The organism is Rubrivivax benzoatilyticus JA2 = ATCC BAA-35, assembly GCF_000190375.1.
Classification (GTDB): Bacteria; Pseudomonadota; Gammaproteobacteria; order Burkholderiales; family Burkholderiaceae_C; genus Rubrivivax; species Rubrivivax benzoatilyticus.
Window position 1 is genome coordinate 1 of record NZ_AEWG01000028.1, and the last position, 23,935, is coordinate 23,935.

Below are 23,935 nucleotides of genomic sequence, written 5' to 3' on the forward strand. Positions count from 1 at the left end.
GTTGATGCCCATCGCGCCGAAGAACAGCGCGACGAGGCGGTGGGCGTCGACGAACATCACCGAGCGCTTCTCGGTCTCGCCCTTGGTGATGACCCAGTTGAGCAGGTCGCCGGCGGCGATGAAGTCGACGCGGATCAGGCGCGCGCAGGAGACGCTGACCAGCGGCGCCGCGCCGAGCTGGCCGTCGAGCAGGGCCAGCGTCTTGCCGATGTCGCCGACGAGCTGGCCGGAGAGCTCGACGTGGGCCTGCTCGACCTGCAGCACGGTGTCGTCGGGCATCGCCGACTCGAGGAAGCTGGTCGAGACCTCGCCGATCATCGACATCGGCGGCGTGCGCGTGGACGCGCCGGTGCCGCTGATGCGCACGCGGCAGCGTGCCGCTTCCCAGGATGGCGGCGAGACCTCGTAGGTGACGCAGTAGTCGATCGCCGCCTCGTCGAACTGGTCGGCGCGATTGGCCAGGCGCAGCGCGTCCAGACGTGTCAGCCAGTAGGCCGGGTCGGCGTCGCGCACGCCGGTCGGCGCGGCTTCGGCGAGCACGGCAAACAGCTGGTCGCCGGCGATCCAGCGCATCTCCAGCGCCTGCCCGGCCCACAGCCGGAACAGCGTCGACAGCTGCATCGCCGCCTCGGGGTCGATCGAGCGCAGCCGGCTCCAGTCGAAGACCCAGGGCAGCGGCATCTGCAGCGTCAGCGAACGCAGCCGCGCCAGCGCGTCCAGGTCGAGCGACTCGGGGCAGGCCCAGCCGACCTCGCCCGAGGCGCGTGTGGTGGGCTCGCCCGGGCGCGGGCGCTCGTCGGCCACCGCCTCGGCCACCAGCTTGGGCAGCGAGTACCACTGCGGCGCGGACCAGCCGAACTGCTGCGCGTAGTCGATCGCCAGGCTCTCGAACCGGGCCTGCTGGCCGGTGGCCCGGTACAGGTCGAACAGCACCAGCCAGGTCTCGGCGTGCTGGGCGCGCGAGCCTTCGGCCGCGGTCAGCTGCTGCAGCGCCTGCTCGCAGGTGTTGAAGTCGGCATTCGCGAAGGCGATCACCGCCTCGTCGAGCTCGGGGTCGTGCACGACCTCGCTGACCTCGACGGCGAACGGGCTGCCGAACTCGCTGGGCGTGGCCGCCAGATGGCTCGACACGGTGAGCGGCAGCGTCAGTGTCGGGATGGCCGCCGGCAGCGTGGGCGGCGGCAGTTCGCCGAGCGTCTGGCCCGGCGTGGGCTGGGTCAGCGGCGCGAACTCCAGGCCTCGGCTGGCCACACGCATCGGCTCGGAGCGGGCCGGGGCGGGCGCCGCAGGCGGCGGCGACGGCGTGCGTGCACCGGGGCGGCCGCCGTCGTAGTGGTCGCCGACCATCTGCTGTTCGATGGCGTCGATCTTCTCCTTGACGCCGGAGTCGACGCGGGCGCCGGAGGATTCGGGCAGCCGGGCTTCGGAGTCGTCCAGGCGGGAGGAGCCGCCCAGCGCCGCGAGCTGCTCGGGCGACAGGCCCTCGCGGCGCACGCGGCGCAGCATGTCGAACTCGCGCTTGCGGACGAAGTCGTTGCGCCGCTTGCGCTCGATCATCGCCTTGAGCTCGGTCTTCTCGATCTCGAGCTCGCGGTGGTCGTCCTGGCGCGAGTTCAGCTCGGTCCAGTCGGTCGTCGGGTTGGCGACGAAGCGCACGACCTTCTTGAAGAAGCTGTCGCCGTCCTTGGTGTCCGCCATGGTCGTAATGTAGCCGGCGACGGTGGCGCTCCGGCGGCGCTTGCTGGCGGCGACCTCAGTCGCCGAACATCTTCTGCTTGAGCTCGCGGCGCTGCTGCGCTTCCAGCGACAGCGTGGCGGTGGGCCGCGCGAGCAGGCGCGCCAGGCCGATCGGTTCGCCGGTCTCGTCGCAGTAGCCGTACTCGCCGCTGTCCAGGCGAGCGATCGACTGGGCGATCTTCTTCAGCAGCTTGCGCTCGCGGTCGCGGGTGCGCAGCTCCAGCGCGTGCTCTTCCTCGATCGTCGCCCGGTCGGCCGGGTCCGGCACGATCGAGGTGTCCTCGCGCAGGTGCTCGGTGGTCTCGCCGGCGTTGGACAGCAGGTCGTCCTTCTGCGCCTGCAGCCGCGCGCGGAAGAAGTCGATCTGCTTGTCGTTCATGTACTCGCTGTCGGGCATCGCCAGCAGCTCGGCTTCGGTCAGATCGCGACCGGCCTTGTTCTTCCAGGCCTCGGCCAGCTTCGGGTCGGCCTTGGTGGCCGGCTTGATCACATCCATCGGTTCGGGCGAATTCTTGGGCGCCGGGCGGGCCGGCGCGAAACGGGCGGTGAAACGGTTTTCCGGCTGGGCCGGAACGGGCGAGGGGGCGGGCGATGCCGGGGTCTTGCCGGCCTTGGAGGCCGTCTTGGCGGCGGCGACCGCGGGCTTGGCTGTGGACTTGCTCACGGGAGTCTCTCCTCGCCCTGTGTCCAGGGACGCGCTGAATGTCCGGTTATACCCGCTGCCCTGGGTCGGGTCCTCGGGGCTGGGCAGCCGCAAGGCGCGCGGATTGTAGCCACGTCCCCGACGGCTGCGCGCAAGGCGCAGCGGGCCCGGCGGGCACCCTCAGACGAGGCACTGCTCCAGCCCCTGTTCGAGGATGTCGCGCGGCAGGTCGATGCCGATGAAGACCAGCTTGCTGAGCTTCTCCTCGCCCGGCGCCCACTTCGGTCCCAGGTCGCTGCCCATCAGCTGGTGCACGCCCTGGAACACGACCTTGCGCTCGCTGCCCTTCATGTACAGCACGCCCTTGTAGCGCAGCATCTTCGGCCCGTAGACCTGGACCACCGAACCGAGGAAGTCCTCCAGCTTGGCCGGGCTGAACGGCCGCTTGGCGCGGAAGACGAAGGACTTCACGTCGTCGTCGTGCGCGTGGTGGCTGGGGTGGTCGCAGGCCTCGCCGTCGTGGTGGTGATGGTGATGATGGTCGTGCGCGTGTGCCTGGTCGGCCAGGAAGTCCGGGTCGATGTCGAGCTTGGCGCTGAGGTTGAAGCCCTTGAGGTCGAAGACCTCGGCGATCGCGACCTCGCCGAAATGCACCGAGCGCTGCGGCGCACGCGGGTTCATCTGGCGCAGCCGGTACTGCAGCGCGTCGAGCGCGGCGGCCGGCGCCAGGTCGGCCTTGCTGATGAACAGCCGGTCGGCGAAGCCGACCTGGCGGCGCGCTTCCTGGCGCGTGTTCAGCTGCTCGTCGGCGTGCACCGCGTCGACCAGCGTGACCACCGAGTCGAGCAGGTAGCTCTCGGCGATCTCGTCGTCCATGAAGAAGGTCTGCGCCACCGGGCCGGGGTCGGCCAGGCCGGTGGTCTCGATGACGACGCGGTCGAACGCGATCAGGCCCTTGCGGCGGCGTTCGGCCAGGTCCGACAGCGTCGAGCGCAGATCCTCGCGGATCGTGCAGCAGACGCAGCCGTTGCTCATCTGGATGATCTGTTCCTCGGTGTCGGCGACGAGGATGTCGTTGTCGATGTTCTCCTCGCCGAACTCGTTCTCGATGACGGCGATCTTCTGGCCGTGTGCTTCGGTCAGCACGCGCTTGAGCAGCGTCGTCTTGCCGCTGCCCAGGAAGCCCGTGAGGATGGTGGCCGGGATCAGTCCGTTGCTCATGGTGTCGGGGGGAGTGGGGATGCCGGGAGAGGCCTTCCCAGTTGAGGGCGGCAGACTGTCTTGCAAGCCCCAGACCGTGTCAAGCGCGTGGGGTATTCTTCGCTACCCCCACTGCCGACACCCTCGTGTCCGAACCTCCTTCTCCCAAGTCCGCGCGCGGCGCGACGACGTCGCCCGCGGACAAGCGCTCGTTCTTCGAGCGCCTCGTCGAGTTCGTCTCGCCCGGCCCCGACAGCAAGGACGAGCTGATGAAGACCCTGGCCGACGCCGAGCAGCGCGAGCTGATCGAGCCCGAGTCCAGGCTGATGCTCGAGGGCGTGCTGCGCATGGCCGATCTCAGCGCCGGCGACGTGATGGTCGCCGCGCCGCGCATGGACATGCTCGACATCGACGCCGGCTACGACGCGCTTCTGTCGGCCGTCATCGAGGCCGGGCACTCGCGTTTCCCGGTCTACGAGGACAAGCGCGAGAACGTCATCGGCATCCTGCTGGCCAAGGACCTGCTGAAGCTGCAGCGTGCGCCCGGGCTGAACCTGCGCACGCTGCTGCGTCCGGCGGTCTTCGTGCCCGAGAGCAAGCGCCTGAACGAGCTGCTGCGCGACTTCCGCTCCAACCGCAACCACCTCGCGATCGTCATCGACGAGTTCGGCAACACCGCCGGGCTGATCACGATCGAGGACGTGCTCGAGGAGATCGTCGGCGAGATCGAGGACGAGTTCGACGATCGCGACGACGGCCGCGGCGACGCCGGCATCTACACGCTGGCCGACGGCTCTCAGCGCGTCGCCGGCGACGTCGAGATCGAGGCCGTCAACCGCGCCTTCGCCGTCGAGCTGTCGACCGAGGACTTCGACACCATCGGCGGCCTCGTGGCGCACGAGTTCGGCCGTGTGCCGCGGCGCGGCGAGTCGCTGGAGATCGGCGGCCTGCGCTTCACGGTGATGCTGACACGCGGCGGCGCCGTGCGCTGGTTCCGCGTCTGGCGCATCGGTGAGTCCGGCGAAGCTCGCGCATGACGCGGGCCGCGGCCGTGAACGCCGCCCGCGAGGGGCGGCGGTGACCCGGATCATGTTCACGACGGCGCGCCCGGCCGCGCGTGGGCGCTGGTCGCTGCCGGCGGTGATGGCCGCGCTCGGTGCGCTGCAGACGCTGGCTTTCGTGCAGACCTCGGCCTGGCCGCTGGCCGTGGTGTCGACGGCGCTGCTGGCGCTGGCCTGCGGCCGTGCCTCGCCGGGGCGGGCGGCGCTGCTGGGCTGGGCCTACGGCTTCGGCTGGCTGGTGGCGGGCACCTGGTGGCTGTACGTCAGCATGCACCGCTACGGCGGCCTGCCGGCGCCGCTGGCCGGTGCCGGCGTCGCCGCGCTGGCGGCGGCGCTGTCTCTGTATCTCGCGGCGGCGATGGCCGCCTTCGCGCGCTGGCGGCGCGGCCGTGCCGCGCCCGACGCGGCGCTGTTCGCGGCGCTGTGGCTGCTGGCCGAGCTGGCGCGCGGCGTGCTGTTCACCGGCTTCCCCTGGGTCGCCTCGGGCTACGCGCTGGTCGACGCGCCGCTGGCGGCGCTGGCGCCGTGGGTCGGCGTCTACGGCCTGGGCGCGCTGCTGGCTCTCGCCGCCGGGCTGCTGGCGCATGCCGCGGCCGCGCGGCGCGGGCGGGTCGCGCCGCTGCTCGCGGCGCTGGCGCTGCTCGGCCTGCCCTGGCTGGCGGCGCTGCAGCGTTTCGACGCCCCGGCCGGCGCGCTGACGGTGACGCTGGTGCAGACCAACGTCGCCCAGGACGAGAAGTTCGCCGTCGAGCGCATGCCCGAGGCGATGGCCTGGCTGGAGCAGGCGCTGGACGGCGCACGCGGCCAGCTCGTCGTCGCGCCCGAGACCGCGGTGCCGCTGCTGCCGTTCCAGCTTGCCGACTTCGCGCCCGGCTACTGGGACCGTCTGGTCGCGCGCTTCGCCGCGCCGGGGCGTGCGGCGCTGGTCGGCGTGCCGCTGGGCGACTTCGAGCGCGGCTACACGAACTCGGTCGCCGGGCTCTCCGACGGCGAGCGCTACCGCTACGACAAGCACCACCTCGTGCCTTTCGGCGAGTTCGTGCCGACGGGTTTCCGCTGGTTCACCGAGGCGATGAACATCCCGCTCGGCGACTTCGACCGCGGCGTCGTCGACCCGCCGTCGTTCGCCGTGCTCGGCCAGCGCATCGGCCCGAACATCTGTTACGAGGATCTGTTCGGCGAGGAGCTGGCGCGGCGTTTCGCCGACCCGGCGGCCGCGCCGACGATCTTCGCCAACGTCTCGAACATCGCCTGGTTCGGCGACACGGTGGCGCTGCCGCAGCACCTGAACATCTCGCGCCTGCGTGCGCTGGAGTTCCAGCGGCCGATGATCCGCGCGACGAACACCGGCATGACGGTGGTCATCGACGCCCGCGGCGTGGTGACGGCGCAGCTCGCGCCCGGCACGCGCGGCGTGCTCGAAGCCGAGGTCGAGGGCCGCAGCGGCGTCACGCCGTTTGCCTGGTGGGCGGCACGTTTCGGGCTGTGGCCGCTGGCGGGGCTGGCGGCGCTGGTCGTGATCCTGTCGGCGGGGTGGAGGCGGCGGGCTGCGTAAACTTCCGGGTTTTCCGTTTGCGCCCGCCGTCATGCTCACCTTCCAGCAGATCATCCTCAAGCTGCAGTCCTACTGGGACGCCCAGGGCTGTGCCCTGCTGCAGCCTTACGACATGGAAGTCGGCGCCGGCACCAGCCACACCGCGACCTTCCTGCGTTCGATCGGCCCGGAACCCTGGAAGGCGGCCTACGTGCAGCCCAGCCGCCGCCCCAAGGACGGCCGCTACGGCGAGAACCCGAACCGCCTGCAGCACTACTACCAATATCAGGTGGTGCTGAAGCCCGCGCCGGCCAACATCCTCGACCTCTACCTCGGCTCGCTCGAGGCGCTGGGCTTCGACCTGAAGTCCAACGACGTGCGTTTCGTCGAGGACGACTGGGAGAACCCGACGCTGGGCTGCTGGGGCCTGGGCTGGGAGGTCTGGCTCAACGGCATGGAGGTGACGCAGTTCACCTATTTCCAGCAGGTCGGCGGCATCGACTGCAAGCCGATCACCGGCGAGATCACCTACGGCCTGGAGCGTCTGGCGATGTACCTGCAGGGCGTCGACAACGTCTACGACCTGCAGTGGACCGACACGCTGAAGTACGGCGACGTCTACCACCAGAACGAAGTCGAGCAGAGCACCTACAACTTCGAGCACAGCGACGTCGACTTCCTGCTCTCCGCCTTCTCGGCGCACGAGAAGCAGAGCAAGTACCTGATGGAGCAGCAGCTCGCGCTGCCGGCCTACGAGCAGTTGCTGAAGGCCGCGCACACCTTCAACCTGCTCGACGCACGCGGCGCGATCAGCGTCACCGAACGTGCCGCCTACATCGGCCGCATCCGCAACCTGGCGCGCGCCGTCGCCCAGAGCTATCTCGACAGCCGCGCCCGCCTGGGCTTCCCGCTCGCGCCGCGCGAGTGGGCCGACGAAGTCGCCGCGCAACTCGCGAAGAAGGCGGCCTGAACCATGAACGACAAGAAGAACCTGCTCGTCGAACTCTTCGTCGAGGAACTGCCGCCCAAGGCGCTGAAGAAGCTGGGCGAGGCGTTTGCCGCCGTGCTGGCCGACGGCCTGCGCGCCCAGCAGCTCGCCGCGGCCGACGCCGCCGTCACCGCCTACGCCTCGCCGCGCCGCCTGGCGGTGCAGGTCGCCGCCGTCGCCGCCAAGGCGCCCGACCAGGCCGTCAGCACCAAGCTGATGCCGGTGGCCGTGGCGCTGTCCTCCGATGGCAGCGCCTCGCCGGCGCTGCTGAAGAAGCTCGCCGCGCTGGGCCACGGCGCCGAGGTCGTGGCGCAGCTCAAGCGCCAGGGCGAAGGCAAGAACGAGGCGCTCTACCTGGACAGCGTGCAGCCCGGCGCGACGCTGGCCGAGGGCCTGCAGAAGGCGCTGGCCGACGCCGTCGCCAAGCTGCCGATCCCCAAGGTCATGAAGTACCAGCTCGCCGACGGCTGGACCAGCGTCGACTTCGTGCGCCCGGCGCACGGCCTGATCGCGCTGCACGGCTCGCAAGTCGTGCCGGTCGGCGTGCTCGGCCTGCAGGCCGGCCGCACGACGCGCGGCCACCGCTTCGAGGCGGCGGCGCCGACCGTCGAGATCCGCGACGCCGACAGCTACGCCGCGCAGCTGCGTGACGAAGGTGCCGTCATCGCCAGCTTCGCCGAGCGCCGCGCCGAGATCGTGCGCCAGCTGAACGAGGCCGCCGCGAACGAAGGCCTGAAGCCGATCGACGACGACGCGCTGCTCGACGAGGTGACGGCGCTGGTCGAGCGCCCGAACGTGCTGCTGGCGCGTTTCGAGCCCGAGTTCCTGGCCGTGCCGCAGGAGTGCCTCATCCTGACGATGAAGGCCAACCAGAAGTACTTCCCGCTGCTCGACGCCCAGGGCCGACTGACCGAACGGTTCCTCGTCGTCAGCAACATCCGCCCGGCCGACGCCAGCCGCGTCGTCGGCGGCAACGAGCGTGTCGTGCGCCCGCGCCTGGCCGACGCCAAGTTCTTCTTCGACCAGGACCGCAAGAAGACGCTGGAGTCGCGCATCCCGGCGCTGGCCAAGGTGGTCTACCACGGCAAGCTGGGCAGCCAGGGCGAACGGGTCGAGCGTGTGCGCACGATCGCGCGCCACATCGGCGAGCAGCTCGGCGGCTCGGCACTGGCCGCGCAGGCCGACCGCGCCGCGCTGCTGGCCAAGGCCGACCTGCTGACCGACATGGTCGGCGAGTTCCCCGAGCTGCAGGGCGTGATGGGCGGCTACTACGCGCGCCACGACGGCGAGACCGAAGCCGTCGCGCTGGCCGTCGAGGACCACTACCGCCCGCGTTTCGCCGGCGACGCGCTGCCGCGCACCGACGCCGGCCTGGCCGGCATCACGGTCGCGCTGGCCGACAAGCTGGAGACGCTGGCCGGCCTGTTCGGCATCGGCCAACTGCCCACCGGCGACAAGGACCCGTTCGCGCTGCGCCGCCACGCGCTGGGCGTGATCCGCATGCTGGTCGAGAAGGCGCTGCCGCTGTCGGTGCCCGAGCTGGTGTCGGCGGCCTTCCGTGCCTTCCCCGAGGGCCACGGCCAGGCCCAGGCCGAGGTGCTGCGTTTCCTCGACGAGCGCCTGGTCGGCTGGCTGCGCGAGCAGGGCTACAGCGCGCACGAGGTCGACGCCGTCGTCGCCTTGCGCACCGAACGCTGGGCCGAGCTGCCGCAGCGTCTGGCGGCGGTGCGCGCCTTCGCCGCGCTGCCCGAGGCGCCGGCGCTGGCCGCCGCCAACAAGCGTGTCGGCAACATCCTGAAGAAGAGCGACGAGGCCGCCGGCGGCGCTGTCGAGCCGGCGCGCCTGGTCGAGCCGGCCGAAGCGGCGCTGTTCGACGCGCTGGGCCGCGTCGCGCCGCAGGCCGACGAAGCCTTCGCCCGTGCCGACTACACCGCCTCGCTGCAGGCGCTGGCGGCGCTGAAGGCGCCGGTCGACGCCTTCTTCGACGCCGTGATGGTCAACGCCGACGACCCGGCGCTGCGCCGCAACCGCCTGGCGCTGCTGGGCACGCTCCATGCTGCGATGAACCGCGTCGCCGACCTGTCGCGTTTGGCGGCCTGACGAGGAGAAGCCGATGCCCGCGCCGTCGATCAAGCTCGTGATCCTGGGCCGCGACGGCATCCTCAACGAGTACCGCGAGGATCACGTCAAGGGGCCCGAGGAATGGGTCACGATCAAGGGCTCGCTGGAGGCCGTCGCGCGGCTGAACCACGCCGGCTGGCACGTCGTGCTGGCCACCAACCAGGCCGGCATCGGCCGCGGCATGATCGACATGGTCTCGGTCAACGCCGTGCACGCACACATGCAGCGCCAGCTGGCCGCGCTGGGCGGGCGTTTCGACGCCGTGTTCTTCTGCCCGCACACGCCCGAGGAGCAGTGCGACTGCCGCAAGCCGCTGCCGGGTCTGCTGCTGGAGGTCGGCCGGCGCTACGGCGTCGACCTGAAGAGCGTGCCGATGGCCGGCGACACGGTGCGTGACCTGGTCGCCGCACGCGCCGCCGGCTGCGAGCCGCACCTGATCCTCTCCGGCCGCGCCGCGGCGCTCGACGACGAGCAGCTGCACCACACGCTGCACCAGGTGCCGGGCGCGCGCGCCCATGCCAGCCTGGCGGCTTTCGTCGACTACATCCTGCAGCGCGACCGCAGCCAGCCGCAGGAGGCGGCCGCGGAGGACCGCAGCTGATGCGCGCCGGCTGGCTGGCGCGCTCGGCGCTGTACTGGGCCTGGCTGACGCTGACCGTCGTGCCCTGGGCGACGGTGCTGGTGCTGGCCTCGGTCGTCGCGCCCAAGCGTGTCTGCTACCGCATCTGCGTCGGCTGGGTGACGCTGGCGATCCACAGCGCGCGTGTCATCTGCGGCGTCGACTGGCGCGTGCACGGCATCGAGAACGTGCCGACACGTGCCGACCGCCGTTCGGCCGTCGTGCTCGCCGCCAAGCACCAGTCGACCTGGGAGACCTTCGCGCTGCCGATGCTGATGCCGCACCCGATCGCCTACGTCTTCAAGCGCGAACTGCTGTGGGTGCCGTTCTTCGGCTGGGCGCTGGCGCGGCTGGACATGATCCACATCGACCGCTCGCGCCGCGCCGAGGCCTGGAACAAGGTCGCCAAGCAGGGCCGGCGCCTGTTCGACCTGGGCAACTGGGTGATCATGTTCCCCGAGGGCACGCGTGTGCCGCGCGGCAGCCAGGGCGCCTACAAGACCGGCGCCGCGCGCCTGGCCATCACCGCCGGCGTGCCCATCGTGCCGATCGCGGTGGCCGCCGGCCGCTGCTGGCCGGCCAAAAGCATGATCTTGCGGCCGGGCTGCGTCGAGGTCTCGATCGGCGCGCCGATCGACGCCGCCGGCCGCCAGCCCGACGAGCTGATGCACGAGGTCGAAGCCTGGATCGAGACCGAGATGCGCCGCCTGGACCCCCGAGGCCTATGCGGCCAGGCCCGCCGCGTCGTCGGCCCAGGGCCTGGAGCGCGGCGAGGTGTAGGCGCCGGCTGTCGGCGAGCTCGGCCTCGGCGCCGCCGTGTTGGCACGCTCGTTGCGTCCGGCGGCGCCGATGAGCCCGCGCACCGACCTGGAACTTGCCTCGCCGGCCCGGCGCCGCATCGCCTCCACGCCGGCGACGGCGACGCAGCGCGTCTACGACACGATCCACGCCGCGATCGTCGAGCACCGTCTGGCGCCGGGCACGCGGCTGCGCGAGGTCGAGCTGGCCGAAGGTTTCGGTGTCTCGCGCACCGTCGTGCGCCAGGCGCTGCACCGGCTGGGCCAGGACCAGATCGTCGAGCTGGAGCACAACCGCGGCGCGCGCGTGCCGCAGCCGACACGCGAGCAGGCGGCGCAAGTCTTCGACGCGCGCCGCGTCGTCGAGTGCGAGCTGGCGCGGCGCCTGGCCGGCAAGCTGCGCGCCGAGCAGCGGGCCGAGCTCGAGGCCCTGGTGCGCCAGGAAGCCGAGGCCGAGGCGCGCGGCGACGCGCCGGCGGCGATCCGGCTGTCGGGCGAGTTCCACCGCGCGCTGGCGCGTTTCGCCGGCAACCCGGTCTTCGTGCGCCTGCTTGACGAACTGCTGCCGACGACCTCGCTGCTGATCGCGCTGTACCAGGGCGGCAGCGCGCGCACCTGCGCCGCGCACACCCACACCGGGCTGCTGACGGCACTGGCCGGCGCCGGCGGCGGCGCGGCCGGCGAGATGCGCCGCCACCTGTCGGAGATCGAACGTTCGCTGAGCGTCGGCGACACCGTCGCGCCGACGCCCTTGCGCGACCTGTTCGCGCCCTACCGCGAAACCTGAGCCGGCTTTCCTAGAATCGGGCATGCCGTCCGTGCCCGACGCCGCGTCCACGCACCAGCTCTCGTTGTTCGACGCGCCGCCCGCGCCCGCCGCGCCGCCTGCTGCCGCGCGTGCGGCAGCGCCGTCGCCGGGTGGTTTCCTGCACCCCCGCGCCCAGCGCGAGATCCGCCTGGGCGAACACCTCGTCGGCTACGAGCTGCGACGCGCACGCCGGCGCAGCATCGGCTTCGTCATCGGCGCCGAAGGCCTGAGCGTCAGCGCGCCGCGCTGGGTGGCCGCGGCCGACATCGACACGGCGCTGCGCGCCAAGGCCGGCTGGATCCTGCGCAAGCTGCACGAGCAGCGTGAACGCGGCCGGCGCCTGGCCGCCGCGCGCGTGGACTGGCGCGACGGCGCGACGATCCCCTTCCTCGGCCGCGACCTCGTGCTGCGGCTGGACCCGGCGGCCACCGGCGCGATGCTCGACGCCGAGAGTGGCACGCTGCGCCTGGGCCTGCCGCAGGGCGCGAGCCGCGAGCAGTGGCGCGACGCGGTGCAGAGCTGGCTGCAGCGCCAGGCCCGGCGGGTCTTCGAGGAGCGCATCACGATGTTCGCGCCGCAACTGGGTGTGAAGGTCCGCCGGCTGACGCTGAGCTCGGCGGCCACACGCTGGGGCAGCGCCAGCGCCGACGGCTCGATCCGGCTGAACTGGCGCCTGGTGCACTTCGCGCTGCCGGTCGTCGACTACGTCGTCACGCACGAACTGGCGCACCTGCGCGAGATGAACCACAGCGCGGCGTTCTGGGGTGTCGTGCGCTCGGTGCTGCCCGATTACGAGCAGGCACGCGGCGCGCTGCGCCACGAGGTGCTGCCGGTCTTCGACTGACGCGCTGCCGCGCTCACGGCGGCGCCGCGAAGCCCGCACCCTGCAAACGTTTGGGGGCGCAATCCGTCCCTCGGCGTATGGGCGTCGGCGGGGTCTTGCGTCACACTTGGCTACACGCTGTCATCACCGTCGGCGCAGGGAATCGGTTCCAAGAAACCGGCGAGAGGCGGTGGTCCTTCCGGGGGCCGCCGCCCGCTCGATGCCCACCGGGCCTGATCCCGTCGGCCCGCTCCTCCCCCATCCCCCGTTTTCGCTGCCGGCGCTCGCGTCCTGCCTGGCGCCGCGCTCCGGGCCGGCCCTGAGCCGCGGGCCGGCGCCGCGGCTTACAGTTCGGCGTCCCGCTTTACGTTGACGTCAACGTCACTCGCCATGGATCCGACGCGCCCGGGCGCCCGCACCTACACCATCACCGAACTCGCGCAGGAGTTCGGCATCACGCCGCGCGCGATCCGCTTCTACGAGGACGTCGGCCTGCTGACACCCGCGCGCGAGGGCCGCAACCGCGTCTATGCGCCGCGTGACCGCACGCGGCTGAAGCTGACGCTGCGCGGCAAGCGCCTGGGTTTCTCGCTGCAGGAGATCAAGCAGCTCGTCGACATGTACGAGTCGCCGTCGGACACCGCGCAGCAGCTGCAGGCCTTTCTCGCCACGCTGGCCGCGCACCGGCGCCAGCTCGAGCAGCAGCGCGAGGACCTCGAGCTCGCGCTGGCCGAGATCGCGCAGCACGAGGATCGCTGCCGCACGCTGCTGGCCGCTGCGGCGCCGCCGCCACGACGTCGGGTCAGCCCTCGTTGAGCCGCGCCGCCGGGCCGGGTAGATTGACGTTTACGTAAACGTCAACGAGCGGCCGGCATCGCCCCGGCCGCCTCACCCTGGAGACGAGGATGAGCCTGCCCGGCCTGGACTTCATGCTCGGCGACGACATCGAGGCGCTGCGCGACGCGGTGCGCGCCTTCGCCGTCGCCGAGATCGCCCCGCGCGCCGCCGAGATCGACCGCAGCGACCGCTTCCCGATGGACCTGTGGCGCAAGCTCGGCGAGCTGGGCGTGCTCGGCATCACCGCGCCCGAGGAATACGGCGGCGCCGGCCTCGGCTATCTCGCGCACATGGTGGCGATGGAGGAGATCTCGCGTGCCAGCGCCTCGGTGGGCTTGAGCTACGGCGCGCACAGCAACCTGTGCGTCAACCAGATCCGCCGCAACGGCAGCGAAGCCCAGCGGCAGCGTTACCTGCCCAGGCTGATCAGCGGCGAGCACGTCGGCGCGCTGGCGATGAGCGAGCCCGGCGCCGGCAGCGACGTGCTGTCGATGAAGCTGCGTGCCGTGCCGCGTGGTGACGCCTACGTGCTCAACGGCAGCAAGATGTGGATCACCAACGGCCCCGACGCCGACACGCTGGTGGTCTACGCCAAGACCGAGCCCGAGCTCGGCGGCCGCGGCGTCACCGCCTTCATCGTCGAGAAGGGCATGAAGGGCTTCTCGGTGGCGCAGAAGCTCGACAAGCTGGGCATGCGCGGCAGCCACACCGGCGAGCTCGTCTTCCAGGACGTCGAGGTGCCGGCCGAGAACGTGCTCGGCGAAGTCAACGGCGGCGCCAAGGTGCTGATGAGCGGCCTGGACTACGAGCGCGCGGTGCTTGCCGCCGGGCCGATCGGCATCATGCAGGCGGTGATGGACGAGGTCGTGCCCTACGTGCACGAGCGCAGGCAGTTCGGCCGGAGCATCGGCGAGTTCCAGCTCATCCAGGCCAAGCTGGCCGACATGTACACCGTGCTGCAGGCCGGGCGCTCGTTCTGCTACACGATCGGCAAGAACCTCGACGCGCTGGGCACCGGCCACGTGCGCCGCGTGCGCAAGGACTGCGCCAGCGTCATCCTGTGGTGCGCCGAGAAGGCCACCTGGATGGCCGGCGAGGGCATCCAGATCTTCGGCGGCAACGGCTACATCAACGACTACCCGCTGGGCCGGCTGTGGCGCGATGCCAAGCTCTACGAGATCGGCGCCGGCACCTCGGAGATCCGCCGCATGCTGATCGGCCGCGAGCTGTTCGCCGAGACGATGTGAACGGTCGCGTCAGGATGGCTGCGTAAACTTCCCCGCATCCCATCGACGCCCGCCGCCATGACCCAGACGCTGTCCGACCTGTTCGCCAACAACCGAGCCTGGGCGGACGAGATCGAAGGCCGCCAGCCCGGTTTCTTCACCAAGCTGCTGCACCAGCAGACGCCGCAGTACCTGTGGATCGGTTGCGCCGACAGCCGCGTGCCGGCCAACGAGCTGGTGGGCCTGCTGCCCGGCGACCTGTTCGTGCACCGCAACGTCGCCAACGTCGTCGTGCCGACCGACCTGAACTGCCTGTCGGTGCTGCAGTACGCCGTCGACCAGCTGCGCGTGCGCCACATCATGGTCGTCGGCCATTCGCGCTGCGGCGGCGTGATGGCCGCGCTCGGCAACCTGCGTGTCGGCCTCGTCGACAACTGGCTGCGCCACGTGCAGGACGTGCGTGACCGCCACCGCGCCCTGCTCGACGGGCTGAGCGCCGACCGGCGCGTCGACGCGCTGTGCGAGCTCAACGTGCTGGAGCAGGCGCGCAACGTCTGCCGCACGACCATCGTCGAGGACGCCTGGAAGCGCGGCCAGGAGGTCGTCGTGCACGGCTGGGTCTACGGCCTGCACAACGGGCTGCTGGAAGACCTGTCGATCACCGCCTCGGGGCCCGACGGTGTCGAGCCGGCCTACGAGGCGGCACTGGCGGCGCTGCACCGCCGCTTCGGGGACGGCTGATGTTCCCGCGCCATCTCGGGGACGGCCGCGCGTACGAAATCGCGCGTGCGATGCTGGACGGCTTCAACCGCCACTACCGCCTGTTCCGCGAGACGAGCGCCGCCGCCAAGCAGCGTTTCGAGCGCGCCGACTGGCACGGCCAGCAGCGCGCGCAGCGCGAGCGCATCGAGTACTACGACCTGCGCGTGGCCGAGACCGTGCAGCGCCTGCGCGACGAGTTCCACGTCGCCGAGCTGTCGATGAACACCTGGCAGCAGGTCAAGCTGCACTACATCGGCCTGCTGACCGACCACCGCCAGCCCGAGCTGGCCGAGACCTTCTTCAACTCGGTGACCGCCAAGCTGCTGCACCGCAGCTACTTCAACAACGACTTCATCTTCGTGCGCCCGGCGATCAGCACCGAGTACCTCGAGAGCGACGAGCCCGGCACGCGCCCGACCTACCGCGCCTACTACCCGACGCACGGCACGCTGTCCGAGACCTGGCACCGCATCGTGCACAACTTCCAGCTCGACGTGCCGTTCGAGAACCTCGACCGCGACGTCGAGAGCGTGCTGCAGGCGATGCTGTCGGAGCTGGGGGGCTTCCGCCCGCGCGCCAACTTCCAGATCCAGGTGCTGTCCAGCCTGTTCTACCGGAACAAGGGCGCCTACCTGGTCGGCAAGATCATCAACGGCTTCAACGAGACGCCGTTCGCGCTGCCCATCCTGCACGGCGAGCGCGGCCAGGGCCTGGTCATCGACGCCGCGCTGTTCGGCGAGGACGACCTGCTGATGCTGTTCAGCTTCGCGCGCGCCTACTTCATGGTCGACATGGAGGTGCCGTCGGCCTGCGTGCAGTTCCTGCGCTCGATGATGCCGCACAAGGACCGCTCCGAGCTGTACAGCGCGCTGGGCCTGCAGAAGCAGGGCAAGAACATGTTCTACCGGGACTTCCTGGCCCACCTGCGCTACAGCAGCGACAAGTTCCGCATCGCCCCGGGCATCAAGGGCATGGTGATGCTGGTCTTCGATCTGCCGTCGTTCCCGTACGTCTTCAAGGTCATCAAGGACTACTACCCGCCGCAGAAGGAGACGACGCGCGAGCAGATCAAGGCCAAGTACCTGCTCGTCAAGCAGCACGACCGTGTCGGGCGCATGGCCGACACGCTGGAGTACAGCAGCGTGGCCTTCCCGCGCCACCGCTTCGAGGACGAGCTGGTCGCCGAGCTGCGCCGCTTCTGCGGCAGCCTGCTCGAGGAGGACGGCGACATGCTGATCATCCACCACCTCTACATCGAGCGGCGGATGATCCCGCTGAACATCTTCCTGCAGGAGGCGCCACCCGACCAGGTGGCGCACGCCGTCGTCGAGTACGGCAACGCGATCAAGGACCTGGTGGCCGCCAACATCTTCCCCGGCGACATGCTGTGGAAGAACTTCGGCGTCACGCGCCACGGCAAGGTCGTCTTCTACGACTACGACGAGATCGAGTACGTCACCGACTGCAACTTCCGCCGCGTGCCGCCGCCGCGCAATGAAGAGGACGAGATGTCGGGCGAGATCTGGTACTCGGTCGGCCCGAGGGACGTGTTCCCCGAGACCTTCGGCCCCTTCCTGCTCGGCAACCCGGCGGTGCGCGAGGTCTTCATGGCCCACCACGCCGACCTGCTCGACGCGGCGTTCTGGCAGACGCACAAGGAACGCATCGCCGCCGGCCACGTGCACGACGTCTTCCCCTACGAGCCGTCCAAGCGGTTTTCGCTCGGCCGGCGCGACGAGCCACGACAACACCAGGAGACACGAGATGCCTGATTCCATCGTCATCGCCTCGGCCGCGCGCACGCCGATCGGCGGCCTGCTCGGCGACTTCGCCGCGCTGCAGGCCTGGGAGCTGGGCGCCGTCGCGGTGAAGGCCGCGGTCGAGCGTGCCGGCGTGCCCGGCGACGCCGTCGACGAGGTGCTGCTCGGCAACTGCCTGATGGCCGGCCAGGGCCAGGCGCCGGCGCGCCAGGCGCTGCGCCGCGCCGGGCTGCCCGATTCGGCCGGTGCCGTCACGCTCAGCAAGATGTGCGGCTCGGGCATGCGCACGATGATGTTCGCGCACGACATGCTCGCCGCCGGCAGCGCCGACGTGCTCGTCGCTGGCGGCATGGAGAGCATGACCAACGCGCCGCACCTCGTGTTCGCGCGCAAGGGCGTCAAGTACGGTGCCGCGCCGATGTACGACCACATGGCGCTCGACGGCCTCGAGGACGCCTACGAACGCGGCAAGGCGATGGGCGTCTTCGCCGAGCAGTGCGTCGCCAAGTACGGCTTCAGCCGCGAGGCCCAGGACGCGTTTGCCATCGCGTCGACCGAACGTTCCAAGAAGGCCAACGAGGACGGCAGCTTCGACTGGGAGATCGCGCCGGTGACGATCGCCGGCAAGGGCGGCGAGACCGTCGTGCGCCGCGACGAGCAGCCGTTCAAGGCGCGCCCGGACAAGATCCCGGGCCTGAAGCCGGCGTTCAAGAAGGACGGCACGATCACCGCCGCCAGTGCCTCCAGCATCTCCGACGGCGCCGCCGCGCTGGTGCTGATGCGCGAGTCGACCGCCGCCCGCCATGGCATCACGCCGCTGGCGCGCATCGTCTCGCACGCCGTGCATGCCCAGGCGCCGGAGTGGTTCACGACCGCGCCGGTCGGCGCCATCGGCAAGGCGCTGGCCAAGGCCGGCTGGACCGCCACCGACGTCGACCTCTGGGAGGTCAACGAAGCCTTCGCCGCGGTGACGATGGCCGCGATGCACGAGTTCGCGCTGCCGCACGGGATCGTCAACGTGCACGGCGGCGCCTGCGCGCTGGGCCACCCGATCGGCGCTTCCGGCGCACGCATCGTCGTCACGCTGCTGGGCGCGCTGCGCCAGCGCGGACTGCGCCGCGGCGTCGCCGCGCTGTGCATCGGCGGCGGCGAGGCCACGGCGATGGCGGTCGAACTGCTGTAGCCCTCGCCTCCGGCGGCCGAGCGGGCGGCCCCCGTGGCCGCGCTACAGTGCGGCGCAATGACCGAAGAAGAGGCACGCCGCGTGGTCCTGGTCCAGGCCGTCGAGACGGCCGGGGACTCGCCGCTGTGGACCGCGGAAGACCGCGCCTGGGCCACCCGGCTGGCACAGCAGACGGCCGGCGCCGACGCGACGCCTGAACGTTTCGTTGTCGAGCGCTCGCGCCACGCGCTGGAGCGCCTGCTGCCGCGCGACGCCGCAGCGCGGCGCTGGCTGGAGCGTGGCACGCGGCGCGGCGCGCTGGCCTTCGGCGTGCTGCTCGCCGCCTTCGTGCTCGGCGCGGCGGTCGACCACCTCGGCTCGATGCAGCGCATCGACCTGCTGGCGCCGCCGGTCTGGGCCGTCGTCGCCTGGAACCTCGTGATCTACCTCGGCCTGCTGGTGCCGCGCCCGCTGGCCGGTCTGCGTGCGCTGCTGGCGCGGCGCTGGGTCGCCGACACCGCCGGCGTCGGCGCGCTGTGGGCCCGGCTGGCGCTGCCGCTGTCGCTGGCGCGTGCGACGGCGCTGCTGCATGCCGCCGCCGCGGCGCTGGCGGCGGGCGTCATCGCCGGCATGTACCTGCGCGGCCTGGTGCTGGACTACCGCGCCGGCTGGCAGAGCACCTTCCTCGAGCCCGGCGTGGTCCAGCCGCTGCTGCAGGCGCTGCTGGCGCCGGCCTCGTTCGTCACCGGCATCGCCGTGCCCGACGCCGCGCCGCTGCGGTTGCAGGCCGGCGCCGCCGCCAGCGCGCCGGCGGCCGACTGGATCCACCTCTACGCCGCGACGCTGGCGCTGGCCGTCGTCGTGCCGCGGCTGCTGCTGGCGGCCGTCGCCATGCTGCGTGCCGGCGCGCTGGCGCGGCGTTTCCCGCTGCCCTTCGGCGACCCGTACTTCGAGCGCCTGCGCCTGCACCAGCTCGGCGCCCGCGCCCAGGCCCAGGTGCTGCCGTACGCCGCCGGCCTCGGCGCGCAGACGGCGCTGGGCCTGCGCGCCCTGCTGGCCGCCGTCTTCGGCGACGAGGTGCGGCTGCGCGTCGGCCCGCTGACGGCCTTCGGCGACGAGGACGCGGCGCGCGCGCTGCGCCCCGAGCCCGGCGACACGCTGCGCATCGCCGTCTTCGACCTCGGCGCCACGCCCGAGGCCGAGGCCCAGGGCCGTTTCGCTGCCGCGCTGGGGCGCGATCTGCCGCTGGTGCTGCTGGCCGACGAGTCGGCCTTCCGCCGCCGCTTCGGCGCCTACCCGGAGCGCCTGGCGCAGCGCCGCGCCGCCTGGCAGGCGCTGGCCGAGGCTCAGGGCCTGCCGCTGGTCTGCGCCGACCTGGACGCCGGCGAACCCGCCGCCGCCGAGGCGGCGTTCAAACGCGCGCTGGGGCGATGACGAGCATCCGCCTGTCGCTGGTCTCGCACACCAACGTCGGCAAGACGACGCTGGCGCGCACGCTGCTCGGCCGCGACATCGGCGAGGTGCGCGACGCGCCGCACGTCACCGAGTTCGCCGAGATGCATCCGCTGCTGCAGAGCCCGGCCGGCGACGTGCTCGAACTCTGGGACACGCCGGGTTTCGGCGACACCGTGCGCCTCGTGGGCCGGCTGCGGCGCGAGGGCAGCGCGCTCGGCTGGTTCCTCAGCGAGGTCTGGGACCGCTGGCGCGACCGCCCGTTCTGGGCCACGCAGCAGGCGCTGCGCCACGTGCGCGACACCAGCGACGTCGTGCTCTACCTCGTCAACGCCGCCGAGTCGCCCGAGGCCGCCGGTTACGTCGGCCCCGAGATGGAACTGCTGGCCTGGATCGGCAAGCCGGTCGTCGTGCTGCTCAACCAGCTCGGCCCGCCGCGCGGCCCCGAGGCCGAGGCCGCCGACGTCGAGCGCTGGCGACAGCGCCTGGCTGCCCAGGCGCCGGTGCGCGCGGTGCTGCCGATGGACGCGTTTGCGCGCTGCTGGGTGCAGGAGGGCGTGCTGCTGCGCACGATCGCCGGCGTGCTCGACGGCGAGGCGCGGGCCGCCGCGTCGCGCCTGGCCGCGGCCTGGGCGGCGACGCGGCGCGAGACCTTCGACGCCGCGGTCGACGAGCTCGCCGCCAGCCTGGCGCGCATCGCCTGCGCCCGCGCGCCGCTGCCTGACGGCGGCTGGCTGTCGCGCCGCCAGGACGCCGACGCCGCGCGCCATGCGCTGGCCGACATGCTGGACCGCGAGGTGCGCGCCAGCACCGGCCGGCTGCTGGCGCTGCACGGCCTGGACGGGCGTGCCGAACGCGAGATCCTCGACCGCGTCGCGGCCCAGGTGGACCTGCACGCACGGGTCGGCGAGGGCCGCGCGGCGCTGGTCGGCGGCGTGCTCAGCGGCGCGCTGGCCGGGCTCAAGGCCGACCTCGCCACCGGCGGCCTGACGCTGGGCGGCGGCATGCTCGCCGGCGGGCTGCTCGGCGCCCTCGGTGCCGCAGGCATCGCGCGCGGGCTCAACGTCGTGCGCGGCACCGACCGCGGTTTCGCCAGCTGGAGCGCCGAGGCCATGGCGCCGCTGGCCGAGGCGGCGCTGCTGCGCTACCTGGCCGTGGCCCACTTCGGCCGCGGCCGCGGCGAATGGGCCCAGGGCGAAGCGCCGCCGCACTGGCGCGCCGTCGTCGCCGAGGCGCTGGCCGCTCGGGCGCCGGAGATCGACGCGCTGTGGGCCGCGCGCAGCACGCGTGCCGACAACGCCGGCGACGCCGAGTCCCTGGCGCGCGCCTTGCGCACGCCGCTGACCACAGCCTTGCGCGTGTCGCTGGAACGGCTCTATCCGGGCGCCTGGGCGGCTGTCGATAATCCGCCGCCATGAAGATCCTGATCCTCGGCGCCGGGCGCGTCGGGCAAAGCGTCGCCGCGAGTCTGCTGTCGGAGCGCAACGACATCACGATCATCGACACCGACCCGGTGCGGCTGCGCGAGCTGCAGGACCGCATGGACCTGCGTGGCGTGGTCGGCAACGGCATCCAGCCCAGCGTGCTGCGCGAAGCCGGCATCGAGGACGCCGACATGCTGATCTCCTGCGCGCCGCTGGACGAGACCAACCTCGTCGCCTGCAAGGTCGCGCACGACGCCTTCAATGTGCCGACGACGATCGCCCGGCTGCGCAGCCCCGAGTTCGTCGACGGCAGCCCGCTGCTGGGCCACGAGGGCGGCTTCGCCGTCAACCAGGTGATCTGCCCCGAGCAGAGCGTCACCGCCTACATCCGCAAGCTGATCGAGTACCCCGAGGCGCTGCAGGTGCTGGAGTTCGCCGACGGGCTGGTGAGCCTGATCGCGGTGCGCGCCGGCCCCGGCGCGCCGCTGGTCCAGCACTGCCTGTCCGAGATCCCGGCGCTGGCGCCGAGCGCGTCGATGCGTGTCGTCGCCGTCTACCGCGGCGACAAGGTCATCGACTCGCTCAATGGCGACACGCGCATCGAACCCGGCGACGAGGTCTTCGTGCTCGCCGCCACCGCCGACATTCGCCGCGTGCTGCACGCGCTGGCGCCGCGTGTCGAGCCGGTGCGCCGGCTGATGATCGGCGGCGGCGGCAAGGTCGGGCTGCGCCTGGCGCGCGAGCTGCAGGCCAGCTACCGCATCAAGCTGATCGAACGCGGCCGCACGCGCTGCGAGTACCTGGCCACCGAGCTGCCGGCGCCGGTGCTGGTGCTCGAGGGCGACGTCACCGACGAGGAACTGCTCGAGAGCGAAGGCGTGCGCGACATGGACCTGTTCCTCGCGCTGACCGACGACGACGAGGACAACATCATGGCCTGCCTGCTGGCCAAGCGGCTGGGCGCGCGGCGCGTGTTCTCGCTGATCAACCGCCAGGCCTACGCCGACCTGGTGCAGGGCGGGCAGATCGACATCGCGATCTCGCCGGCGCAGACCGTCATCGGCGAGCTGCTGGCCTACGTGCGCCGCGGCGACGTCGAGGCCGTGCACAGCCTGCGCCACGGCGCCGCCGAGGCGCTCGAAGGCGTGGTGCGCGGCGACCGCAAGACCTGCCGCATGGCCGGCCGGCGCATCGACGAGATCGCGCTGCCGGCCGGCGCGCAGGTCGGCGCCATCGTGCGCGGGCTGGAGGACGCCGACGGCAAACGCCAGCGTGCGCGCGCCGAGGTGCTGATCGCCCACCACGACACGGTGGTGCAGACCGGCGACCACGTCATCGTCTTCGTGCCGACCAAGCGCCTGCTGCGCGAGGTCGAACGCCTGTTCCAGGTGTCGGCCACCTTCTTCTTCTGAGCCCGGCGATGGACGCGCTTGCCGTTGTCGCGCTGATCGGCCGCATGGTGGCGGGGTTCTCGCTGCTGATGGCGGTGCCGATGGTCTACGCCATCTACGCCGGCGAGCTCGTGGCCGACGACTTCCTCAAGGCCACCGCGACGACGCTGGCCATCGGCGGGCTGGCCAGCCTGATGACGCGGCGCTTCCGCCGCGAACTGCAGCCGCGCGACGGCTTCCTGCTCGTCGGGCTGACCTGGGCCGTGCTGCCGACCTTCGGTGCGCTGCCGCTGTACCTGGCGCTGCCCGGGCTGTCGCCGACCGATGCCTATTTCGAGGCCGTCTCGGCGCTGACCGCCACCGGCGCGACGGTGCTCTCCGGTCTGGACACGATGCCGGCTTCGGTGCACGTCTGGCGCTGCCTGATGATGTGGGTCGGCGGGCTGGGCATCATCGTGCTGGCGGTGGCCATCCTGCCGATGCTGGGCGTCGGCGGCTCGCAACTGTTCCGCGCCGAGATCACCGGGCCGATGAAGGACAGCAAGCTGACGCCGCGCATCGCCGACACCGCGCGCGCGATCTGGGGCGTCTACGTGCTGCTGTCGCTGGCCTGCGCGCTGGCCTACCGCGCTGCCGGCATGAGCTGGCTCGATGCCTTCGTGCACATGGGCTCGACCGTCAGCCTGGGCGGCTTCTCCTCCTACGACGCGAGCTTTGGCCACTGGAACTCGCCCGACATCGAGGCCGTCGCGATCTTCTTCATGCTGCTGTCGGGCGTGAACCTGACGCTGTACTACGTCGTCTGGCGCGAGCGTTCGCCAGCGCCGCTGTGGCGCAACGCCGAGGCGCGTGCCTTCTACCTCGTGCTGGCCGCCAGCATCGCGCTGATCGCGGTCTACCTGTGGGCCACCGGCGCCTATGACAGCCTCGGTGCGGCCTTTCGCCACTCGGCCTTCCACGTCGTCTCGATCGCGACGACCACCGGCTACGCCGCCTACGACTACGCCAGCTGGCCGCTGTTCGCGTCGCTGCTGATGATCCTGCTGGGCTGTTTCGCGACCTGCGCCGGCTCCACCGGCGGCGGCATCAAGATGGTCCGGCTGATCCTGCTGCTCAAGCAGGCGCGCCACGAGTTCGTGCGCATCGTGCATCCCAACGTCGTCAACCCGGTGGTGCTCAATGGGCGCGCCGTCAGCGACCGGGTGATGAACAACGTCGTCGGCTACATGATGACCTACGGCGCGGTGCTGGTCGGGCTGACGATGGCGATGCTGTTCACCGGCCTGGATGCGGTCACCGCGTTCACCGCCATCGTCGCCTGCGTCAACAACATCGGCCCCGGCCTGGGCGAGGTCGGCCCGGCGGTCAACTACGGCGGCCTCAGCGACGTGCAGACCTGGATCTGCGCCTTCGCGATGCTTGTCGGGCGGCTGGAACTGCTGGCCGTCCTCGTCCTTTTCATGCCCGCTTTCTGGCGGGACTGACTGTGAGCCCCGGCCGCCTGGCGGCCGCCCCCGAGGGGCTACCGAAGCCGACCGGGGGACCCGGATCGGCTTCGGCCCGTTTGCCGTCGCCGCTCCCCCTGGCCGC

Annotated in this window: 20 protein-coding genes and 1 pseudogene; 17 read left to right on the forward strand and 4 right to left on the reverse strand. The window is 71.7% G+C overall.

The window, feature by feature from the left end:
* From RBXJA2T_RS02875 to RBXJA2T_RS02885, 3 genes are all read right to left on the reverse strand, one after another.
* Window positions 1–1,698: hypothetical protein (locus RBXJA2T_RS02875; protein WP_039956418.1), on the reverse strand; the 1,698-nt coding region annotated here is incomplete at its 3' end.
* Between the two features lie 55 nt (window positions 1,699–1,753).
* Window positions 1,754–2,233: an RNA polymerase-binding protein DksA gene (gene dksA / locus RBXJA2T_RS02880; protein WP_029718556.1), complete on the reverse strand. Its 480-nt coding sequence runs from the start codon at window positions 2,231–2,233 to the stop codon at window positions 1,754–1,756.
* 327 nt (window positions 2,234–2,560) lie between these two features.
* Window positions 2,561–3,601, reverse strand: coding sequence for a CobW family GTP-binding protein (locus RBXJA2T_RS02885; protein WP_009855816.1), 1,041 nt, complete (start codon window positions 3,599–3,601; stop codon window positions 2,561–2,563).
* Window positions 3,602–3,726: 125 nt separating this feature from the next.
* On the opposite strand from RBXJA2T_RS02885, the gene RBXJA2T_RS02890 reads away from it, so the two are divergent.
* The 5 genes from RBXJA2T_RS02890 to gmhB are packed head-to-tail and all read left to right on the forward strand — an operon-like array spanning window position 3,727 to window position 9,885.
* Window positions 3,727–4,617, forward strand: coding sequence for a CorC family transporter (locus tag RBXJA2T_RS02890; RefSeq protein WP_009855817.1), 891 nt, complete (start codon window positions 3,727–3,729; stop codon window positions 4,615–4,617).
* Between the two features lie 52 nt (window positions 4,618–4,669).
* Window positions 4,670–6,196, forward strand: coding sequence for an apolipoprotein N-acyltransferase (gene lnt / locus RBXJA2T_RS02895; RefSeq protein ID WP_009855818.1), 1,527 nt, complete (start codon window positions 4,670–4,672; stop codon window positions 6,194–6,196).
* 31 nt (window positions 6,197–6,227) lie between these two features.
* Window positions 6,228–7,145 (forward strand): glycine--tRNA ligase subunit alpha, encoded by a 918-nt coding sequence (gene glyQ, locus RBXJA2T_RS02900; RefSeq protein ID WP_009855819.1) that lies wholly within the window; start codon window positions 6,228–6,230, stop codon window positions 7,143–7,145.
* A 3-nt stretch (window positions 7,146–7,148) separates the two neighbouring features.
* On the forward strand, window positions 7,149–9,263 hold the full coding sequence (glyS, locus tag RBXJA2T_RS02905; RefSeq protein WP_009855820.1) for a glycine--tRNA ligase subunit beta: 2,115 nt from the start codon (window positions 7,149–7,151) through the stop codon (window positions 9,261–9,263).
* A 13-nt stretch (window positions 9,264–9,276) separates the two neighbouring features.
* A complete protein-coding gene (gene gmhB / locus RBXJA2T_RS02910) occupies window positions 9,277–9,885 on the forward strand; it encodes a D-glycero-beta-D-manno-heptose 1,7-bisphosphate 7-phosphatase (protein WP_009855821.1) in 609 nt (202 codons plus the stop codon).
* 115 nt (window positions 9,886–10,000) lie between these two features.
* On the opposite strand, the gene RBXJA2T_RS20915 is transcribed toward gmhB, so the two are convergent.
* Window positions 10,001–10,138, reverse strand: a complete 138-nt coding sequence (locus tag RBXJA2T_RS20915) for a hypothetical protein (RefSeq protein WP_310731943.1) — start codon at window positions 10,136–10,138, stop codon at window positions 10,001–10,003.
* On the opposite strand from RBXJA2T_RS20915, the pseudogene RBXJA2T_RS20920 reads away from it, so the two are divergent.
* From RBXJA2T_RS20920 to RBXJA2T_RS02965, 12 genes and pseudogenes are all read left to right on the forward strand, one after another.
* Window positions 10,125–10,400: pseudogene (locus RBXJA2T_RS20920) on the forward strand (lysophospholipid acyltransferase family protein); the annotation flags it as partial. The gene RBXJA2T_RS20915 and the pseudogene RBXJA2T_RS20920 overlap by 14 nt on opposite strands.
* Window positions 10,401–10,752: 352 nt before the next feature.
* The gene (locus tag RBXJA2T_RS02915; RefSeq protein ID WP_009855823.1) at window positions 10,753–11,487 is read left to right on the forward strand and encodes a GntR family transcriptional regulator; all 735 of its coding nucleotides are present in this window, start codon (window positions 10,753–10,755) and stop codon (window positions 11,485–11,487) included.
* A 22-nt stretch (window positions 11,488–11,509) separates the two neighbouring features.
* Complete coding sequence (locus RBXJA2T_RS02920) at window positions 11,510–12,352, forward strand: M48 family metallopeptidase (RefSeq protein WP_009855824.1); 843 nt, start codon at window positions 11,510–11,512, stop codon at window positions 12,350–12,352.
* 369 nt (window positions 12,353–12,721) lie between these two features.
* Window positions 12,722–13,147, forward strand: coding sequence for a MerR family transcriptional regulator (locus tag RBXJA2T_RS02925; protein WP_009855825.1), 426 nt, complete (start codon window positions 12,722–12,724; stop codon window positions 13,145–13,147).
* 89 nt (window positions 13,148–13,236) lie between these two features.
* A complete protein-coding gene (locus RBXJA2T_RS02930; protein ID WP_009855826.1) occupies window positions 13,237–14,415 on the forward strand; it encodes an isovaleryl-CoA dehydrogenase in 1,179 nt (392 codons plus the stop codon).
* A 57-nt stretch (window positions 14,416–14,472) separates the two neighbouring features.
* On the forward strand, window positions 14,473–15,135 hold the full coding sequence (can, locus tag RBXJA2T_RS02935) for a carbonate dehydratase (RefSeq protein WP_009855827.1): 663 nt from the start codon (window positions 14,473–14,475) through the stop codon (window positions 15,133–15,135).
* Window positions 15,135–16,928: a bifunctional isocitrate dehydrogenase kinase/phosphatase gene (aceK, locus tag RBXJA2T_RS02940; RefSeq protein WP_009855828.1), complete on the forward strand. Its 1,794-nt coding sequence runs from the start codon at window positions 15,135–15,137 to the stop codon at window positions 16,926–16,928. The genes can and aceK overlap by 1 nt, the downstream gene beginning before the upstream one ends.
* The gene (locus RBXJA2T_RS02945) at window positions 16,921–18,099 is read left to right on the forward strand and encodes an acetyl-CoA C-acyltransferase (protein ID WP_009855829.1); all 1,179 of its coding nucleotides are present in this window, start codon (window positions 16,921–16,923) and stop codon (window positions 18,097–18,099) included. The genes aceK and RBXJA2T_RS02945 overlap by 8 nt, the downstream gene beginning before the upstream one ends.
* 57 nt (window positions 18,100–18,156) lie before the next feature.
* Window positions 18,157–19,512: a DUF2868 domain-containing protein gene (locus tag RBXJA2T_RS02950; RefSeq protein ID WP_009855830.1), complete on the forward strand. Its 1,356-nt coding sequence runs from the start codon at window positions 18,157–18,159 to the stop codon at window positions 19,510–19,512.
* The gene (locus RBXJA2T_RS02955) at window positions 19,509–20,948 is read left to right on the forward strand and encodes a GTPase domain-containing protein (protein ID WP_009855831.1); all 1,440 of its coding nucleotides are present in this window, start codon (window positions 19,509–19,511) and stop codon (window positions 20,946–20,948) included. Before RBXJA2T_RS02950 ends, RBXJA2T_RS02955 begins: the two co-directional genes overlap by 4 nt.
* On the forward strand, window positions 20,945–22,366 hold the full coding sequence (gene trkA / locus RBXJA2T_RS02960; RefSeq protein ID WP_009855832.1) for a Trk system potassium transporter TrkA: 1,422 nt from the start codon (window positions 20,945–20,947) through the stop codon (window positions 22,364–22,366). The genes RBXJA2T_RS02955 and trkA overlap by 4 nt, the downstream gene beginning before the upstream one ends.
* A gap of 8 nt (window positions 22,367–22,374) precedes the next feature.
* Window positions 22,375–23,829: a TrkH family potassium uptake protein gene (locus RBXJA2T_RS02965; RefSeq protein ID WP_009855833.1), complete on the forward strand. Its 1,455-nt coding sequence runs from the start codon at window positions 22,375–22,377 to the stop codon at window positions 23,827–23,829.
* The last annotated feature ends 106 nt before the right edge of the window (window positions 23,830–23,935 follow it).